This is a genomic window from Flavonifractor sp. An112 (assembly GCF_002161085.1).
Lineage (GTDB): Bacteria > Bacillota > Clostridia > Oscillospirales > Oscillospiraceae > Flavonifractor > Flavonifractor avicola.
The window spans coordinates 14,763-33,123 of record NZ_NFLU01000010.1 but is presented as its reverse complement, the minus strand read 5'-3'; the positions used below and the strand labels follow the sequence as shown (position 1 = coordinate 33,123).

The window sequence follows — 18,361 nt, the reverse complement described above, 5'->3', positions numbered from 1 at the left end:
AAGGTTTCTGGATGTATGCCGGACGACCCTGCGGAATAGAGTGGAAGTGGACCATTGAAAGGGGGAGGGCCCATTGAAGCTCGACCGGACATCCATGCTCTACGGCACCCTGCTGCTCACCGGTACCGGCATTGCCGGGCAGTTTTTGGGCTTTGTCTACCGGATCTTACTCTCCCGCCTCATCGGGGCGGAGATCATGGGCCTCTACCAGCTCATTATGCCGGTCTATTCCGTGCTGCTCTCTCTGACGGCGGTGGGGCTGACGGCGGCGGTATCCAACCTGTCCGCCGGATACTACGCCCGGGGGCAGCGGGGAGCGGCGGCCCAGGTGCTCCGCCGGTGCCTGCTGTGCTTTCTGGGACTGTTTGGAGTGCTGGCCACGGTCACTGCCCTGCTGTATGACCCCATTTCGGTGTACCTGCTGGGGGATGCCCGCACCCAGATGGGGCTTTTGCTGCTGCTGCCCTGTATTCTGCTTACCGGTGTGGAAAACCTCCATAAACACTTCTTCTATGGTACCGGCGCCATCCGGCCTCCGGCGGCGGTGGAGCTGTGCGAGCAGGTCATCCGGGCGGCGGCGGTTCTCGGGCTGCTGGTGCTCTTCCTGCCCCAGAATCCGGAGCGGACCGTGGCTATTATCGTGGTGGGCATGATCGTGTGCGAACTCTTTTCCTCCATCACGCTGATGCTGCTGGCCCGCCGCAGGCTGGCAGGGGAGAAGCTGGGAGAGCCGGGGGCCTCCCGGCGGATGAACCGGCAGATCCTGGCCATCGCCCTGCCGGTGGGGTTTACCAGTCTGCTGGGCAACCTGATGGGCTCGGCCAACGCGGTGCTCATCCCCCAGCGGCTGGTGGCCGCCGGGGCGGAGGTGAGCCGGGCCATGGAGGAGTTCGGTGTGCTGTGCGGCATGACCATGCCTATGCTCTGCCTGCCCACCGCTTTCATCGGCGCCCTGGGGCTGGTCCTTATGCCCAAGCTGGCCCAGGGGGCAGCACTGGGCAACACCCCGCTGATCCGGCGGCGGATCGACCGGTCTATGCTGGCCACCTCGGTGCTTATGTTTCCTGCTATGGCTCTGCTGGTAGTGGTGGGCCCTACCCTGGGTCAGCTGCTCTTTCGGGAGGAGGGGGTAGGTCGGTATCTGCTCCCTCTGTCGGTAGGGGTGCTGCTGTCCTGTTGGCAGGCAGTGCTGGGATGCGCCCTCAACGGCCTGGGCAGACAAAAAGCTGCAGCCCGCAGTTCCATTCTGTCCGGCGGGCTGCAGCTGGGCTGCACCTATCTGTTATTGGGACTCCCCGGTGTGGGGATCGGCGGCTACTGGGTGGGTGTGGTGGCCTCCTCCGCCCTGGGGGCGTTCCTGAACTGGTTCCAGGTGCGGCGAGTCACCGGGCTGAAGCTGCGGCTCTTTGACTGGGGGATAGCCCCCGGCCTGGCGGCCCTGCTGACGGGCCTCACCGGCAACCTGCTCTTTCAGGTGCTGCTGGACAGCGGAGTAGGGGAGTGGACGGCGGTGGGGGCCTGCACCCTCTTCGGTGTGGTGCTCTACCTGGCGGCCCTCCAGGCCCAGGGGGTGCGGCTGAATCGCCTTTTCCGCTTGAGGTAGGTTACAGAACATAGCTGGCCATCAGGATGAGCGCCAGCAGACAGAAGGCGATGACGCCGGGATTTTCAAAGAAGAGCCGCCATTTCATGCCCTCGGAGAAGGGGACCAGGCCGGGTTCCAGTTTGATATCCCGCCAACTGGTGACCAGAAAGGTCATGCCGACCACGATGGACCCCAGCACCAGCAGGGAGGTCAGCAGTTCTCCGGTCTGGCCCAGCAGCTCCAGCAGGGGTACCAGACCCACCGAGGTAAAGTTAATCAGGGCGTGGAGCAGGATGGACTGCCACAGGCAGCCGGTCCGGAGCACCACATAGGCAAAGAGAGCCCCCACGGCAAAGGCATAGAACAGCTGATTCAGATTGCCGTGAAACAGGCCGAAGCACAGGGCGGAGGCCAGGATGGCAAATTTATCCCCATAAGGCCGCAGTCGGTTCAGCAGCAAATAGCGGAAGAGATATTCCTCTGACAGGGGCGCAATGACGCAGCCCAGCAGGAGGTTCAGTACCGTAGGGTAGCCGGCCAGACTGTCCACCGGATTGGTGACTGCCTGGCCCCGGAGAATCCCAATCAGTTGGGTGAGAAGCAGGGTGAGCAGATTGGACAAATAGACCAGACCAAGGGTGGTCACCAGGGCTTTGCCCAGGTTCAGCGGCCCCATGGGGCGGCGTGCGGAGGGGCCCGGGGCGGGCACGCTGCGCAGCACCAGGCAGAAGGCGGGCACACCCGCGCCGTAGGCTGAGCCCACGGAGAGGCACCAGCGGGAGATGGGGTGATTCAAAACGCTGGGGACGATGCCGGCCACCAACAGCTGGACCGCCAGCATGGCGGCCATCTGGGCAAACAGGGCCCATCCCAGCCGGGAGAACCATTGACAGTGGGGGCGCAGCAGTTGGGCCCGGTCCGGTTGATGGAGATCCATTCCGTCACCTCGCACAAAAATAAATCCAAATTGAGCCCAGCCGGACCGGCAAAGCACGGCCCGAAATTCGCACCTGCTTCAGGCACAAGGGCTTCCGGGCTCCATTATAGCAAGAACGGGTGAAAAGGGCAAGAAATCGGACATATTGACATGGCGCTTTTCTATGATACAATATCTTGTGCTCACATAAGATACTAACTCAGAGGAGAGATACGATATGCCCATTTCTGAAAACGCCAAGGCTGTACTGGAGCGGCGTTATCTGGCCCGGGATGAGCAGGGGAATCCCACCGAGACGGTGGATGGCCTGTTCCGTCGTGTGGCCAACGCGGTAGCCGAAGGCGACCGCCATTTTGACCCCAAGGCCGATGTGGTGGCCACGGCGGCGGAATTCTATGAGATGATGACCAATCTGGACTTCCTGCCCAACTCCCCCACCCTGATGAACGCCGGCCGCCCTCTGGGGCAGCTGTCCGCCTGCTTTGTGCTGCCGGTGGCCGACTCCATGGAGGACATCTTTGACGCCATTAAGAACGCAGCTCTCATCCACAAGAGCGGCGGCGGCACCGGATTTTCCTTCTCCCGGCTGCGTCCCAAGGGTTCCACCGTCAACTCCACCGGCGGTGTGGCCAGCGGCCCCATCTCCTTTATGAAGGTGTTTAACGCCGCCACCGAGGCGGTGAAGCAGGGCGGTACCCGCCGGGGCGCTAACATGGGCATCCTCCGGGTGGATCACCCCGATATTATGGACTTTATTACCTGCAAGAACGATACCTCCGAGATCACCAACTTCAACATCTCCGTGGGCATCACCGAGGCCTTTATGGAGGCGGTGAGTGCGGACGGGATGTACGATCTGGTGGACCCGGCCACCGGCCGGGTGGCGGGCCAGCTGAAGGCCCGGGAGGTCTTTGACACCATCGTCACCTCCGCCTGGCAGACCGGCGAGCCGGGCATCATCTTCCTGGACCGGCTCAACCGGGACAACGCGGTGCCCAGCCAGGGCGAGATCGAGTCCACCAACCCCTGCGGTGAGCAGCCTCTGCTGCCCTATGAGAGCTGCAATCTGGGCTCTATCAACCTGGTCAACCACATCACCAAGACCGTGGCGGGCTGGGTGCTGGACCGGGCCAAGCTGGAAAAGACCATCCGTGCCGCCGTCCACTTCCTGGACAACGTCATTGAGGTCAACCAGTACCCCCTGCCCGAGATCGACAAGATGACCCGTTCCACCCGGAAGATCGGCTTGGGCGTCATGGGCTTTGCCGATATGCTCCTCTATATGGGTGTGCCCTACAACAGCGAGGAGGGTGTGGCCCTGGCCCAGGAGATCATGGACACCATCAACACCATCGGCCACCAGGAGAGCGAGAAGCTGGCCGAGAGCCGGGGTGCCTTCCCCCTCTTTGACCAGAGTATCTACAAGGACGGCAAGCCCATCCGCAATGCCACTGTTACCACCATCGCCCCCACCGGCACCCTGTCCATCATCGCCGGGGTGTCCTCCGGCGTGGAGCCGGTGTTTGCCTACGCCTATATCCGCAATGTGATGGACAACACCCACCTCATCGAGACCAACCAGATCCTGAAGGACAAGCTGGAGGAGGCGGGGATCTATTCCGAGAAGCTGATGCGCAAGATCGTGGAGCAGGGCTCCCTGGCCCATGTGGACGGCATTCCCGAGGACATCAAGCGGGTCTTTGTGTGCGCCCACGACGTGTCCCCCATCTGGCACGTGAAGATGCAGGCCGCCTTCCAGCGGTACACCGACAACGCCGTCAGCAAGACGGTGAACTTCCCCAACTCCGCCACCAAGGCCGAGGTGGCCGAGGTCTACCGCCTGGCCTACACCTTGGGCTGCAAGGGTACCACCATCTACCGGGACGGCAGCCGCAACGAGCAGGTGCTCAATATCGGCAAGGTCAACGACGGCAAGGAGCCCGCCCCCGCCCCCACTGGCCGGGTGTGCGAGGAGTGCCAGATTCCTCAGGAGGCCTACGGTCACATCCAGCCCCGGCCCCGTCCGGCGGTGACCACCGGTTTCACCGAGAAGGTGCGCATCGGCTGCGGCAACCTTTATATTACCGTCAACTACGACGAGAACGGCATCTGTGAGGTGTTTACCAACACCGGACGAGCGGGCGGCTGCCCCAGCCAGAGCGAGGCTACGGCCCGGCTGGTCAGCGTGGGCATCCGTTCCGGCATGGACCCCAAGGAGATCATCCAGCAGCTCAAGGGTATCCGCTGCCCCTCCTGCCTGCGGCAGTCCGGCGTACCGGTGACCTCCTGCCCCGACGCCATTGCCAAATCCTTGGAGAAGGTGCTCAAGGTGTCCCAGGGCAATCGCGAGACTGTTCCCGCCCCCATCAGCGCCACCACCAAAGCGGCGCCCATTCCCCGGCCGGGCATGACTCCCGCCGAGGCCAAGCTGGCCAAGTTCTGCCCCGAATGCGGAGCAAAGCTGGAGCACGAAGGCGGCTGCGTCACCTGCCGTGACTGCGGCTACTCCAAGTGCGGCTAAAAAAGCAAGGGCCTGTCGCGTTTTCCCCGCGGCAGGCCCTTTTTCAACAGGATCAGGATAGCCTGGGGGTGGGACTGTTACACTAAGGGCAGCGCCGACAGGGCGTTCCATTTCAAGACAGGAGGAAGCAACCGTGTGTACCAGCTTGACCTTTACCACCGCGGCCCCCTACTTCGGCCGGAACCTGGATCTGGAGTACCACTTCGGCCAGCAGGTGGTCATTACCCCCCGCAACTTTCCCCTCACATTCAAGGCCATGCCTACCCTGGAGCGGCACTACGCCATCATCGGTATGGCCACAGTGGCGGAGGACTACCCCCTCTATGCTGAGGGGGTCAACGAGAAGGGCCTCTATATGGCAGGCCTCAACTTCCCGGGTAACGCCTGTTATCCCTGCGGCTCGAAGGACGGTACCCCCGCCGCCCCCTATGAGCTGATCCCCTGGCTGCTGGGCAGCTGCGACAGCGTGGACCAGGCGGAGGAAAAGCTGCGCTCTGTCCGTATTTTGGATACCCCCTTTGCCCCCAATATGCCAAACGCCCCCCTCCATTGGCACCTGGCCGACGGAAAGCGGGCTCTGGTGGCGGAGCCTATGGCCGACGGTCTGAAACTGTTTGAGGACCCGGTGGGAGTGCTGACCAACAACCCCACCTTTGATTTCCACCTGACCAACCTGAACCAGTATATGGGCCTGTCCGCCGCCCAGCCGGAGAACCGCTTCGGTGGGGTGGAGCTGTGTCCCTTTGGTCAGGGAATGGGCACGTTGGGCCTGCCGGGAGACTGGTCACCCGCCTCCCGCTTTGTCCGGGCCGCCTTCCTTAAGTGGAACAGCGCCTGTGAGCGGGACGAGATCTCCAGTGTCAGCCAGGTCTTTCACATCCTGGACGCGGTGGCCATGCCCCGGGGGGCGGTGCAGACGCCGGAGGGGAAATGGGACCTCACGGATTACTCCTGCTGCATCGACGGCCGGACGGGCACCTATTATTATAAAACCTACGATAACAGCCAGATTACCGCTGTCGCCATGGATGAGGCAAAGCGGGAGGGAGAAACGCTGATCTGCCATCCTCTGGTCACGGAGCAGCAGATCCACTTTGTGCCGTGAGCCCCGCCGGGGCGTTCGCCCCGGCACTTGTACATATTGCATAAATGCGGTGCCTTGCCAACAGGGCGAAAAAAGGGAAAACCGGGCCAAAAACCATGTGGTTTGCCAATTCGGCCGAGAGTTAAGGCGGCTTTCTGAAACCGAGTTGTGCATATTGGCTATAATCATTGATAAAAAAATAACGAATTTCTCTTGCATTTTACTTGCCTGTTGGGCGGCGGTGCGTTATACTTATTAGGTAAGAACTTGTTAAAAATATAACAATTCTAGATAGGTTACAGGACAAGGAGGCAGAACATAATGGGTTTTGTGAAGCTGGAAAAGCAGGGCCACGTGGGCGTGGTCACCATTGACCGGCAGGAGGCGCTGAACGCGCTGAACAGCCAGGTTCTGAGTGATCTGGACGCGGTCATCGATCAGGTGGCTGCCGACGATGAGATCTATGTGATGATCCTCACCGGCGCGGGCCGTTCCTTCGTGGCCGGCGCTGACATCGGCGAGATGAAGAACTTCTCTTCCATCGACGGCAAGAAGTTTGGCGTGCACGGCGGCGGTGTGTTCCTGAAGCTGGAGAATATGGCCAAGCCGGTCATCGCTGCCATCAACGGGTTCGCTCTGGGCGGCGGCTGCGAGCTGAGCATGGCCTGCGATATCCGCCTGGCCAGTGAGAAGGCCAAGTTTGGTCAGCCCGAGGTGGGCCTGGGCATCACCCCCGGCTTCGCCGGCACTCAGCGGCTGCCCCGCATCGTGGGCGTTTCCAAGGCTATGGAGCTGATCCTCACCGCCAAGGTCATCAAGGCCGACGAGGCCAAGGCCATCGGCCTGGTCAGCCAGGTCTATCCCGCCGAGGAGCTGATGGACAAGGCCATGGAGCTGGCCAACGCCATCTGCGCCAACGCTCAGATCGCCGTGCAGGAGTCCAAGCGCTGCATCCGCATGGGTATGCAGACCGACATCGCCACCGGCTCCGCCTTTGAGGCCGAGGCCTTCGGCGTCTGCTGCGGCACCGCCGACAAGGACGAGGGCATGGGCGCCTTCCTGGAGAAGCGCGCTGAGAAGCACTTCCAGAATAAGTGATCTGGCGGTGTGTGGGCCGATGAGGGCATCGGCCCCTACGTCTCCAATCCCCTCGGAGAGCGGAGGGGGTATCGCGCCGCTTGCGGCGCGTATCTAGGGGGAACTGGTTCCCCCTGGACGGCGCGGACGTAATACCCGCGTTTCCCGCAGGAAACGCCCGCGCCGTGGAGAAGCATTTCCAGAACAAGTAAGGAAGCATCCTCTGTTTCAGTTCGATACATCCTTTCTTTAAAATTAAAAACAGATTGAAAAGAGGTTTTTTGTCATGAAAAAGATTGTTGTCATCGGCGGCGGCACTATGGGCCTGGACATCGCTCAGGTCTTCGCCAAGAAGGATTTTGATGTTACCGTCCGCGACATCAACGACGACATCATCAAGGCTTCCGAGGGCCGTCTGAACAAGAGCCTGGACAAGCTGGTGGCCAAGGGCAAGATGGATGAGGCCAAGAAGGCCGACATCCTGGCTCACATGACCTTCACCACCGATCTGAAGGCTGCTGCCGATGCTGACCTGGTTGTTGAGGCCGCTATCGAGAACCTGGACATCAAGAAGAGCATCTTTGCCGAGCTGGACAGCATCTGCAAGCCCGAGACCATTCTGGCCTCCAACACCTCTTCTATCTCCATCACCGCGATCGCCGCTGCTACCAAGCGCGCCGACAAGTTCATCGGTATGCACTTCTTTAACCCCGCTACCGTCATGAAGCTGGTTGAGGTCATCCGGGGCGCTCACACCTCCGACGAGACCTTCAACACCATCCGCGACCTGTCCGTTGAGATCGGTAAGGAGCCCGTCGAGGTCAACGAGGCCCCCGGCTTCGTGGTCAACAAGATCCTGATCCCCATGATCAACGAGGGCATCGATCTGGTGTACACCGGTGTTGCTTCCGTTGAGGGCGTTGACACCGCCATGAAGCTGGGCGCCAACCACCCCATGGGCCCCTTGGCTCTGGGCGATCTGGTGGGCCTGGACGTGTGCCTGGCCATCATGGACACCCTGTACAACGAGACCCACGATCCCAAGTATCGTGCCTCCCTGCTGCTGCGGAAGATGGTCCGGGCCGGCAAGCTGGGCCGCAAGACCGGCATCGGCTTCTACGATTACAGCAAGAAGTAATATCCCTGCGTTTTATCACGCACGAAGCGACGGGCGGGAGCCCAAAACACTCCCGCCCGCCGTTTTGAAATACATATCTAGGAGGAAGGCAACAAATGGATCTGCACCTTTCCAAAGAGCAGGAAATGCTCCGCAAGATGTACCGTGACTTTGCCGAAAACGAAGTCAAGCCCCTGGCCGAGTGGGTGGACGAGAACGAGGCGTTCCCCGAGGAGACCGTCAAGAAGATGGCCAAGCTGGGCATGATGGGCATCTATTTCCCCAAGGAGTATGGCGGCGCCGGCGCGGACGTTCTGTCCTACGTCATGGCCGTCGAGGAGATGAGCAAGGTCTGTGGTACCACCGGCGTTATCATTTCCGCCCACACCTCTCTGTGCTGCGCTCCCATCTATGAGAACGGCACCGAGGAGCAGAAGATGAAGTATCTGCCCAAGCTGTGCTCCGGCGAGTGGATCGGCGCCTTCGGCCTGACCGAGCCCGGCGCCGGCACCGACGCCCAGGGCCAGCAGACCACCGCCGTGAAGGACGAGAACGGCAACTGGGTGCTCAACGGCTCCAAGATCTTCATCACCAACGCCGGCTACGCCAACGTGTTCGTGATTTTCGCCATCACCGGCATCACCACTGACAAGCGCGGCCGCAAGAAGAAGGAAATCTCCGCCTTCATCGTGGAGCGCACCGATCCCGGCTTCTCCGTGGGCAAGCACGAGAAGAAGATGGGCATCAAGGGCTCCTCCACCTGCGAGCTGATTATGGAAGATTGCACCATTCCCGCTGACCGTCTCCTGGGCAAGCAGGGGAAGGGCTTCGGCATCGCCATGAAGACCCTGGACGGCGGCCGTATCGGCATCGCCTCCCAGGCGCTGGGCCTGGCTGAGGGCGCTATTGAGGAGACCATCAAGTACACCAAGGAGCGCGTTCAGTTCGGTAAGCGTATCTCCCAGTTCCAGAACACTCAGTTCCAGCTTGCTGATATGCACGCCAAGACTGAGGCTGCCAAGTGGCTGGTTTACTCCGCCGCTATGAAGAAGCAGAACCATGAGCCCTACACCATGGACGCCGCCATGGCCAAGCTGGTTGCCGCTGAGACCGCCAGCGACGTGACCCGCCGCTGCGTGCAGCTGTTCGGCGGCTATGGCTACACCCGTGAGTACCCCGTGGAGCGCATGATGCGCGACGCCAAGATCACCGAGATCTACGAGGGCACCAGCGAGGTCCAGCGCATGGTTATTTCTGCCAACCTGGGCGTGAACTAATAGGAACTGGAGGGAAGTTACGATATGAAAGCAATCGTTTGTGTCAAGCAGGTCCCGGATACCTCCGGTGTGGTGGCGGTGAAGGAAGACGGCACCATGGACCGTGCCGCCATGGCTACCATCACCAACCACGACGACCTGGCCGCTGTCGAGGCCGCTCTGCGCATCAAGGACGCCACCGGCTGCAAGGTCGTGGTAGTCTCCATGGGCCCCCCGCCCGCCGAGGGTATGCTCCGCGAGCTGCTGGCCATGGGCTGCGACGAGGCCGTTCTGGTCTCCGCCCGTGAGTTCGGTGGTTCCGATACTTACGCCACTTCTCAGATCCTGGCTGCTGCCATCAAGAAGATCGGCGTGGACGACGACGACATCGTGTTCTGCGGCCGTCAGGCCATCGACGGCGATACCGCCCAGGTCGGTCCCCAGATCGCTGAGAAGCTGGGTATGCCCCAGGTCTCCTATGTGGCCGAGATCAACGTGGACGGCAAGGCTGTCACCGTGAAGCGTCTGCTGGAGGACGGCTACATGACCATCAAGGTCCAGACCCCCTGCCTGCTGACCTGCGTGAAGGAGCTCAACGACGCCCGTTACATGAGCGTCGGCGGCATCATGGAGTGCTACCAGAAGCCTCTGGAAGTCTACAACTATGAGACTCTGAAGGACGATCCCCTGATTGATGTTACTACCATCGGCCTGAAGGGCTCTCCCACGAATGTGTACAAATCCTTCTCCCCCCCGGTGAAGGGCGCCGGTATGATGATGGAGGGCGCCGACAAGGCGACCGTGGACAAGCTGGTCTCCATCCTCAACGACAAGCACATCATTTGATTGAAAGGAGAGCAATAGAATGGCTTTCAATAGTAGCGATACCGCCGCCTTCAAGGGCGTATGGGTTTTCTGTGAGCAGCGCGAGGGCGTCATCATGTCCACCAGCTACCAGCTCCTCTCTGAGGGCCGCAAGCTGGCCAACGATCTGGGCGTGGAGCTCTGCGGCGTGGTCCTGGGCAAGGACATCAAGGAGGATTATCTGAAGGCTCTGGGCGGCTACGGTGCCGACAAGGTGTACTACTGCAACCACGAGCTGCTGGACGTTTACACCACCGACGCCTACACCAAGGTCATCTGCGACCTGGTGGAGGACAAGAAGCCCGAGATCTTCCTCATCGGCGCCACCAACATCGGCCGTGACCTGGGCCCCCGCTGCGCCGCCCGGCTGCACACCGGCCTGACCGCCGACTGTACCCACCTCGACGTGGACGTGGCCAAGTACAAGGAGTTCCTGAAGACCACCTCCACCATTGACGTGGACAACACCGTGTTCGAGGAGAACACCAACCTGAAGATGACCCGTCCTGCTTTCGGCGGTCACCTGATGGCTACCATCATCTGCCCCCGCTTCCGTCCCCAGATGTCCACCGTCCGTCCCGGCGTGATGCAGACCCAGCCCTACGACGAGGCCGGCGCTGCCAAGACCGTCATCGAGAACGTGGACGTCAAGCTGGACAAGTCCGACATCCATGTTGAGGTGCTGGAGGTCAAGAAGGCTGCCAAGAAGCTGGTCGACCTGATCGGCGCTGACGTGGTGGTCTCCGTAGGCCGCGGCATCAGCAAGGACGTTGAGGGCGGCATCAAGCTGGCTGAGGAGCTGGCTTCCGTCCTGGGCGGCGTTGTGGGCTCCTCCCGTGCCTGCGTGGACGCCGGCTGGATCGGTGCTGACCACCAGGTCGGCCAGACCGGCAAGACCGTCCATCCCCGCATCTATGTTGCTCTGGGTATCTCCGGCGCTATCCAGCACCTGGCTGGTATGCAGGACTCCGAGTGCATCATCGCGGTGAACAAGAACGAGTCTGCCCCCATCTTCGACGTGGCTTCCTACGGCATCGTGGGCGACCTGTACAAGGTCACTCCCATGCTCATCGAGGCCATCCGGGCTGCCAAGGCTGCCAAGTAAGAAGGCTTACATCAAAAGGACCTGTTGCAATTGCAACAGGTCCTTTTTTATGCCATCGATTGAGTAGACTTCTGCTGTTTTGAATTGCACCCACGGGATGGAGGGAGTATACTGGGAAAAGATTGGGGGCGAAAACAATGTGGGAACGACATCCCAAAGGAATCTTGCTGCTGGGAGTGGTGGGCATCTCCATTTCTGCCATCCTGGTGCGCTACTCCCAGGCCCCTTCGGTGATCACCGCAGTCTACCGCCTGGGCTGGACGGTACTGCTGTTGCTGCCGGCGGTATTGACCAAGTTCCGGCAGGAACTCAAGCGGGTGCGGGGGAGAGATGTACTGCTGTGTACGCTCAGCGGAATTTGTCTGGCCCTCCACTTCCTCACCTGGTTTGAATCCCTGAAATGGACCGGTGTGGCGGTATCCACCGTGCTGGTGAGTACGGAAGTGATCTTCACCGCCCTGGGCTTTGCACTCTTTCTGAAAGGTAAGATCCCGCCCCTGGGAGTGGCCGCCATCCTGCTGGCCTTCGGCGGCAGCGCAATACTGGCCCTGGCGGGAGGCGGACAGGGCAGCGAGTGGTATGGAAATATCCTGGCATTGTCGGCAGCTTTCTTTGTCGCTCTGTATACTTTGATTGGAAGAATACAGAGAGGATACCTTTCTACCACAGTATATACCTTTTTGACCTATCTGGCCTGCTTTCTGACCCTGCTGGGCATGGCGCTGGCCAGCGGCACCCCCCTGGTGGGCTATGGGGGACGAGAGTGGCTCATCGGTCTGGGTCTGGCAGTGCTGTGTACCCTGATGGGACACAGCCTGTTCAGCTGGTGCCTGAAATATCTGTCCCCTGCCTATGTGTCGGCTGCTAAGCTGTGCGAGCCGGTGTTCTCCGGGGCGCTGGCCGTCCCCCTGTTTGGAGAGATCCCCGCCCCTATGCAGCTGCTGGGCGCAGGAATTATCCTGGGATCGGTGCTCCTCTATACCTGGGCGGAGCGGAAGGAAACCTAATCCTCTATGGCGATTTATGACGAAAGAATACGAACGGTAAAACTTTACAATTTATGGTAAAGATGTATAATTGAGTCATAGAATCGTACAAAGGGGGAGAACGCCATGCGAGAGCTGCTGCTGGAGAGTCCGGAGGGCTGCGGTTACCGCTATGCCATCCTGGTGGATGAGATGGCAGTAGGAGGGCTGTGCTGCGAGAGCTACGGCATCAAGGTGACCGGCCCGGATGGGGACAGTCAGGCGGTGCCCAATATCACGGTGAGCGTCGGGCGTATTGATGAGTTGGCCGAGCTGGTCCGGCGCAATCAGGTGTCGCCGGTGACGCTGCGGGATGTGGTGGAGGACTGGCTGTAAGAAAAATGGATAATGATGCAGATCAATGTAACGCTTTGCATTGACAGAGCCGGTAAAATCGGCTATGATATTGTCTGCTGAATCAACTGCTTTGCGCTCCGCTTGGGCAGACGTTCGAGAGGAAAAAAGACAAAAAACTGCTGTTTAGGCGGCAAAGTAGTTTGTTTCCCGCGGTGAGGGCCGCGGGAATTCTCTTTGTGGAGGACCTTTCCTCCCGGGAAAACAGCGGGGCTGAGGCCGGATATTGAACGGAATCGGCTCAGAAGGCCGCCGTCAGGCGGCCAAGCCAAGGAGGAAAAATCGTGAAAGAGAGAGAGACCTTTGCGTCCCGGCTGGGCTTTGTGCTCATCTCTGCCGGGTGCGCCATCGGCCTGGGCAACGTCTGGCGTTTCCCCTACATCGTGGGGCAGTACGGCGGCGCCGCCTTTGTGCTGATCTATCTGGTATTTCTGGTGGCCATGGGCCTGCCTATCATGGCAATGGAGTTTGCCGTGGGCCGGGCCAGCCGGAAAAGCATCATTGTGTCCTTCCAGGAACTGGAGCCCAAGGGCACCAAGTGGCACTGGTACGGCTGGTTTGGTATGGCGGGCAACTACCTGCTGATGATGTTCTATACCACCATTGCCGGCTGGCTGCTGATGTATTTCTTCAAGATCGCTGCCGGTCAATTTGAGGGACTGGACAAGTCTGGTGTGGAGCAGAGCTTCGGTACCATGGTGTCTCAGCCTGGAATCCAGCTGCTCTTCATGGCCATTGTGGTGGTTCTTGGTATGGTGATCTGCAGCCGGGGCCTGCGCAACGGCGTGGAGAAGGCCAATAAGTTTATGATGCTCTGCCTGCTCTGCCTGCTGGTGATCCTGGCCATCCGGGCCATCACCCTGCCCGGGGCCATCAAGGGCCTGGAGTTCTATCTGGTGCCTAATTTCGACAACCTGATGTACGATGCCAACGGCAACTTCCGGCTGGGCGAGGCCATCTACGCCGCCATGGGACAGGCCTTCTTTACCCTGAGCCTGGGCATCGGCGCCATGGCCATCTTCGGCAGCTACATCGGCAAAGACCGCCGCCTCTTCGGCGAGACCATCAGCGTGGGCATCCTGGATACCTGCGTGGCCTTTGTATCCGGCCTGATTATCTTTCCCTCTGCCTTCGCCTTCGGTGTCAATCCCGACGCCGGTTCCAACCTGATCTTCATCACCCTGCCCAATGTGTTCAACGCCATGCCCGGCGGACGGCTGTGGGGCGCGCTGTTCTTCGTGTTCCTGTTCTTTGCCGCCCTGTCCACCATCACCGCCGTGTTTGAGAACATCCTGGCCTGCTGGATGGACAAGTGGGGGGTGTCCCGTGGTAAGGCGGTGGCCATCAACCTGGTGCTTATCTTCCTGCTCAGCCTGCCCTGCCTGCTGGGCAACAACATCTGGAGCGGTATCAAGATCCTGGGCATGGGCGTCATGGACTTTGAGGACTTCCTGGTGAGCAACAACCTGCTGCCCCTGGGTTCCGTGATCTATCTGCTGTTCTGCTGCCTGTCCAAGAAGATTGCCTGGGGCTTCGACGGCTTCCTGGCCGAGGCCGACCAGGGCAAGGGCGTGCGCTTCCCCGCAAAGCTGCGGATGTATTTCACCGTGGTGGTGCCCATCATCGTACTGATCATCTTTGTCATGGGCTACATTGAGAAATTTGCATAAACCTGCAAAAAGGACCTGCCGTAAGGCAGGTCCTTTTTGGTTCATGGGTAGGCATTCCAATATACCTCACCCGGGTCCAGAGAGAGCCCCCGGGCGGCAAAGAGCTGGTCAATGGTGCAGAAATAGTAGCCCTGGGCGTGGAGCTTGTCCACAATCTGCAACGCGGCATCCACCGACTCTGGATAGATGTCGTGGAGCAGGATAATGCCGCCGTCCCGGGCCTGGTTTACCACCATGTTTACCACCCGGTCGGTGTTTTTGTCGTCCCAGTCCTCCGGATCAATGGACCACAGGATGATGGGACAGCCCGCCCGCTTTTTTACGCCCTCATCCCACTTGCCGTAGGGCGGGCGGAGGAGAAAGTCGTTGTGGCCCAGCAGATCCTTCAGCAGGGTGCGGGTGGACTCCACCTGGGCGTCAAAATCCGTCTGGTTCAAGTCGGTGAGCTGCACATGGTCAAAGGTGTGGATACCAATCTGGTGGCCCTCCCGGTCCATCCGTTCTACCACGTCGGCGTTGTCAGCAATCTGGCGGCCGATGAGGAAAAAGGTGGCCTTTACGCCTCGTTCCGCCAGACCATCCAGCAGGCGGGTGGTGGTGGAGCGGCGGGGGCCGTCATCAAAGGTAAGGGCGATGAGTTTTTGCTGAGGCAGCTGGGTGGGGGCGTCAACCGACAGCACACTCTGCCGGACACCCAGGGAGAAGGTCAGACAGACTATAGAAACTGCCAGAATGACCACCATCCACCGCTTTTGAAGCTGACTCACGCCCCTCGCCCCCGTTTCGCCGTTGTGTGGCATAGTATGTGCAGGGCGGCGGGGAAGTTTTCACACAAAATCTGTCAGTCAGGCCTGGCGGGGATCGGGATCGCCGCTGAGGGAAAGAATGTACTGGTAATAGGGCAGCAGGAATTCGTAACTGTCCACCAGCACATCGGCCAGTTCATGGCTCCACAGCAGATCCTGATGGGGGGCGCTGTGGGAGATGGCAAAGCTCTTTTTATCATACCAGGGCTGCAGCAGGGGGGAGGGTGCAGCCTTGGGCCGTTTGTAGTCCATACCTTCCAAGATAAACTGGTCCTGTTTATTGAGACGGCGGGTCAGCTGCTCCATGGGCTTGGGGTCCCGGTCCATCCGGGCCCGGAATTTGGCCATGGTTACCGCGGGAGCCATCCAGAACCCCATGCCGCAGGACCAGCCCTCCGGCTCGAGTTCAAACCAGAACACCGGCTCGGAACCGGCTTCCACATGGGGACGAACCAAACTCATCCACAGGTGGTCCTTGTAGGGGCCACGGCCAAAGAGCCGCCGGGCGTCCCGATAGATGCGGGAGACCTTGCACACCAGATCCAGGTCGGGGTGCTTGTCCAGAAAACGGGCGTATACCTCGTTGGCCAGCTCCTTCATAGGGCGCTGGAAGTGGGTGAGGTACTCCTCTTTATGGGCCTCAAACCAGGACTTTTCATTGTTGAAGCGGATGCCCCACATAAAGTCCACAGTGGCCCCGGAAAATCCTTCAAACATAGTAATTCCTTTCTCATTTCGTATTTGGGCAAGCAAGGCCCCCCGCCGGGCGGGGGGCCTTGCAGAAGGTTGTATCAGGCTGCGGGAGTCTCCGCTGCGGGCGGCACGCTGTCCTCAGGCAGCATACCGGGACCGGTGGTAGGTGTGGGCTCCGGTGTGGGAGTGGCACTGGGCGCCGGACTGGGCGTTGCCGAGGGTGTTGCGGAAGGTGTGGCAGAGGGGGTAGCCGACGGCGTTGCGCTGGGTGTGGCCGACGGTGTAGCCGTAGGTGTGGGCGTGGGCTCCACCGGGGTCAGTGTTTTCAGTCCCGTAGAGGGATCAATGCCCCAGCGGGCTGCGTCGGCGGGGTTGTAGTAGTACACCGCGTCGGAGGACTTGTAGCTGTTGCGGTAGAGGAAGATGGTATCTACCGTATTGCCGTTTTTATCCACCAGCTTCTGGTACACATCCACGGTGACGCCGTTGTAGCGGGAGTAATTGGGGTCCCGCCGGGGCTCGGCGCCCGCAGGGTGGTTGGGATCGGGCTTATAGGTGTTTTTATAAGGAGTTGTAGAGACGGTAACAGAGTAGGGTTCGCCATGGATGCCGGTGGTATCGGTGCCGTAGATGGTGACGTGGAGCTTGTGGTTTTTATCCTGATAGGTTTCGATTTTGATGGGATAGTCGGTACTGTTTTTGAATTTAAAGTCGATCTGGTTGCTCCAGACGGTGGCATCAGTGCCGATCACCGGCATATAGCCGCCATTGAAGGCGTGCTTGGATCGTTCCACGGTCTCCAGATTGGCCTTCAGGGTGACCCAGTAAATGGTGGAGGAGAGCTGGCAGATGCCGCCGGCGGTGGCGTCGATGCTCTGGCCGTTCTGGTAGGTGCCGGCGTCCTTGTAGCCGCTGGATTTGGTATAGGGGCCGGCCAGATCGTTGTAGGAGAATACCTCACCGGGCAGCAGGATGGTGCCGTTGACCCGGCTGGCAGCCAGGTCGATGTTGTACCAGCGATTGGAGGGACCGGCGCAGCTGGTGGTGCCGGTGCCCAGCACGTCCTTGAAGAGGTTGGCCTCCAGGTCGGCGGTGGTCATTTTGGGCTCAGTCTTGGTCAGGGGTACGGAGACATCGGAGCCCTCCGCCGCGCTGTCCAGGGCAGACTTGGCGGCGGCAGTATCCAAGCTGACGCCGGTGACAGAGGGCACGATCTGCTTGGTGCTCTTGTCTAAGTAGGCGTCGGCTGCCTCCACGGTGACCTCCTTCTGGATGGCATCAAAATCCGGGTCCAGGGGAGGGGCGGTGGTGACCTGGGTCTCCAGAGGAGTATTTTCCGTGCTGCTGTCGTTGAGCAGCTGAGTAAAGCGCTCTGCAGCGGCGTCGGTGAGGGCGTTTACGTCGATGGTGCGGCCGGTGACACCCTTATGGAACACCAGCTGATCGCCGGACACCTCCCAAGTGGTTTGAGCCTCCGGGTCTGCGTATTTTTTCACCGCCTCAGTCACAACAGCGGGGGTGTCCTTCAGGGTCACAGGGACGGAATATTGGGCCCCTCCGGTGATGGCTCCCAGATACTGGGCACCCCGGGTGAAGAAGCTGCCGGACTGCTGGTCCAGGGCCTCCTGGAGGGCGGATTCCACTGCCTGGTCATCCACCGTGGCGTCGCTGCCCGGAATGGTAAATTCCTGCCCCTCGCACACAAAGGGAACGGAGAGCTGAGAAAGCCGGTCAGGCAGCTGGGTTTTAAGGGTATCCAGGGCCTGTTCCTGGGTTTGACCGCCCAGGTCGATCCCGGCGACGGTTGTATTGGGCAGGAAAGTGCCGCTGCCCGCGGCGGCGCACAAAATGAGGTAGCCGCCAATCAGGATGACGACCACCGCCAGTGCCACAATGAGGGCGATCTTACCGCCCTTGGGCTTTTCGGCCTGAGCGGTTCGCTTGCCCGCTGTTTGTGCCATATTCGATCACTCCAACTCGTATAATTGCCCGGCCTGGGGCCTGGGCAGAAAATCCGGCAGATCGTTACCAGAAAGACAGTAGAAACTGCCGGGCTGCATCAAAAATGATTCAGTAACCCATATTATAGGTGTTTCCTATGAGAAAAGCAATTACAGATTGGTTACATGGCCCGGCGGCGGAAATCGCTTTACAGAAAAGCGGATTCAGTGTATGATTATATGCACCTGGACGGCGGATCATATCGGCGGTTGTCCGCTATTACAGCATGGCCCGTCCAGCGGATCATATCCAGCGAAACTTTGACA

Annotated in this window: 14 protein-coding genes and 1 pseudogene; 11 read left to right on the top strand and 4 right to left on the bottom strand. The window is 60.1% G+C overall.

The features are described from left to right. Window positions 1–73: 73 nt before the first annotated feature. A complete protein-coding gene (locus tag B5E56_RS09955; RefSeq protein WP_242958901.1) occupies window positions 74–1,603 on the top strand; it encodes a putative polysaccharide biosynthesis protein in 1,530 nt (509 codons plus the stop codon). A 1-nt stretch (window position 1,604) separates the two neighbouring features. On the opposite strand, the gene B5E56_RS09950 is transcribed toward B5E56_RS09955, so the two are convergent. Continuing rightward, the gene (locus B5E56_RS09950) at window positions 1,605–2,522 is read right to left on the bottom strand and encodes a CPBP family intramembrane glutamic endopeptidase (protein WP_087389620.1); all 918 of its coding nucleotides are present in this window, start codon (window positions 2,520–2,522) and stop codon (window positions 1,605–1,607) included. A gap of 214 nt (window positions 2,523–2,736) precedes the next feature. Between B5E56_RS09950 and B5E56_RS09945 the strand changes: the two are divergent. The 10 genes and pseudogenes from B5E56_RS09945 to B5E56_RS09900 form a co-directional block, all read left to right on the top strand. Continuing rightward, a pseudogene (locus B5E56_RS09945) lies at window positions 2,737–5,043 on the top strand (vitamin B12-dependent ribonucleotide reductase); the annotation flags it as partial. 133 nt (window positions 5,044–5,176) lie between these two features. Further along, window positions 5,177–6,148, top strand: coding sequence for a choloylglycine hydrolase (bsh, locus tag B5E56_RS09940; RefSeq protein WP_087389614.1), 972 nt, complete (start codon window positions 5,177–5,179; stop codon window positions 6,146–6,148). Window positions 6,149–6,448: 300 nt separating this feature from the next. Then, on the top strand, window positions 6,449–7,225 hold the full coding sequence (locus B5E56_RS09935; RefSeq protein WP_087389611.1) for an enoyl-CoA hydratase-related protein: 777 nt from the start codon (window positions 6,449–6,451) through the stop codon (window positions 7,223–7,225). 265 nt (window positions 7,226–7,490) lie between these two features. Next, the gene (locus tag B5E56_RS09930) at window positions 7,491–8,342 is read left to right on the top strand and encodes a 3-hydroxybutyryl-CoA dehydrogenase (protein ID WP_087389608.1); all 852 of its coding nucleotides are present in this window, start codon (window positions 7,491–7,493) and stop codon (window positions 8,340–8,342) included. Window positions 8,343–8,437: 95 nt separating this feature from the next. Then, window positions 8,438–9,598, top strand: a complete 1,161-nt coding sequence (locus B5E56_RS09925; protein ID WP_087272904.1) for an acyl-CoA dehydrogenase — start codon at window positions 8,438–8,440, stop codon at window positions 9,596–9,598. Window positions 9,599–9,622: 24 nt separating this feature from the next. Then, window positions 9,623–10,423 (top strand): acryloyl-CoA reductase electron transfer subunit gamma, encoded by an 801-nt coding sequence (acrB, locus tag B5E56_RS09920; protein WP_087389605.1) that lies wholly within the window; start codon window positions 9,623–9,625, stop codon window positions 10,421–10,423. Window positions 10,424–10,442: 19 nt separating this feature from the next. Further along, on the top strand, window positions 10,443–11,546 hold the full coding sequence (acrA, locus tag B5E56_RS09915) for an acryloyl-CoA reductase electron transfer subunit beta (RefSeq protein WP_087339518.1): 1,104 nt from the start codon (window positions 10,443–10,445) through the stop codon (window positions 11,544–11,546). Between the two features lie 137 nt (window positions 11,547–11,683). Next, complete coding sequence (locus B5E56_RS09910) at window positions 11,684–12,553, top strand: DMT family transporter (RefSeq protein WP_206404969.1); 870 nt, start codon at window positions 11,684–11,686, stop codon at window positions 12,551–12,553. A gap of 105 nt (window positions 12,554–12,658) precedes the next feature. Then, the gene (locus B5E56_RS09905; protein WP_087328954.1) at window positions 12,659–12,907 is read left to right on the top strand and encodes a DUF6514 family protein; all 249 of its coding nucleotides are present in this window, start codon (window positions 12,659–12,661) and stop codon (window positions 12,905–12,907) included. Between the two features lie 302 nt (window positions 12,908–13,209). Further along, window positions 13,210–14,595, top strand: coding sequence for a sodium-dependent transporter (locus B5E56_RS09900; RefSeq protein ID WP_087389601.1), 1,386 nt, complete (start codon window positions 13,210–13,212; stop codon window positions 14,593–14,595). A 41-nt stretch (window positions 14,596–14,636) separates the two neighbouring features. Here the strand turns inward: B5E56_RS09900 and B5E56_RS09895 are convergent, their stop codons facing one another. The 3 genes from B5E56_RS09895 to B5E56_RS09885 form a co-directional block, all read right to left on the bottom strand. Then, on the bottom strand, window positions 14,637–15,362 hold the full coding sequence (locus tag B5E56_RS09895) for a polysaccharide deacetylase family protein (protein ID WP_242958899.1): 726 nt from the start codon (window positions 15,360–15,362) through the stop codon (window positions 14,637–14,639). Between the two features lie 78 nt (window positions 15,363–15,440). Next, a complete protein-coding gene (locus B5E56_RS09890) occupies window positions 15,441–16,118 on the bottom strand; it encodes a DUF2461 domain-containing protein (protein WP_087389595.1) in 678 nt (225 codons plus the stop codon). Window positions 16,119–16,192: 74 nt separating this feature from the next. After that, window positions 16,193–18,055, bottom strand: coding sequence for a VanW family protein (locus B5E56_RS09885; protein WP_087389592.1), 1,863 nt, complete (start codon window positions 18,053–18,055; stop codon window positions 16,193–16,195). Window positions 18,056–18,361 lie beyond the last annotated feature (306 nt).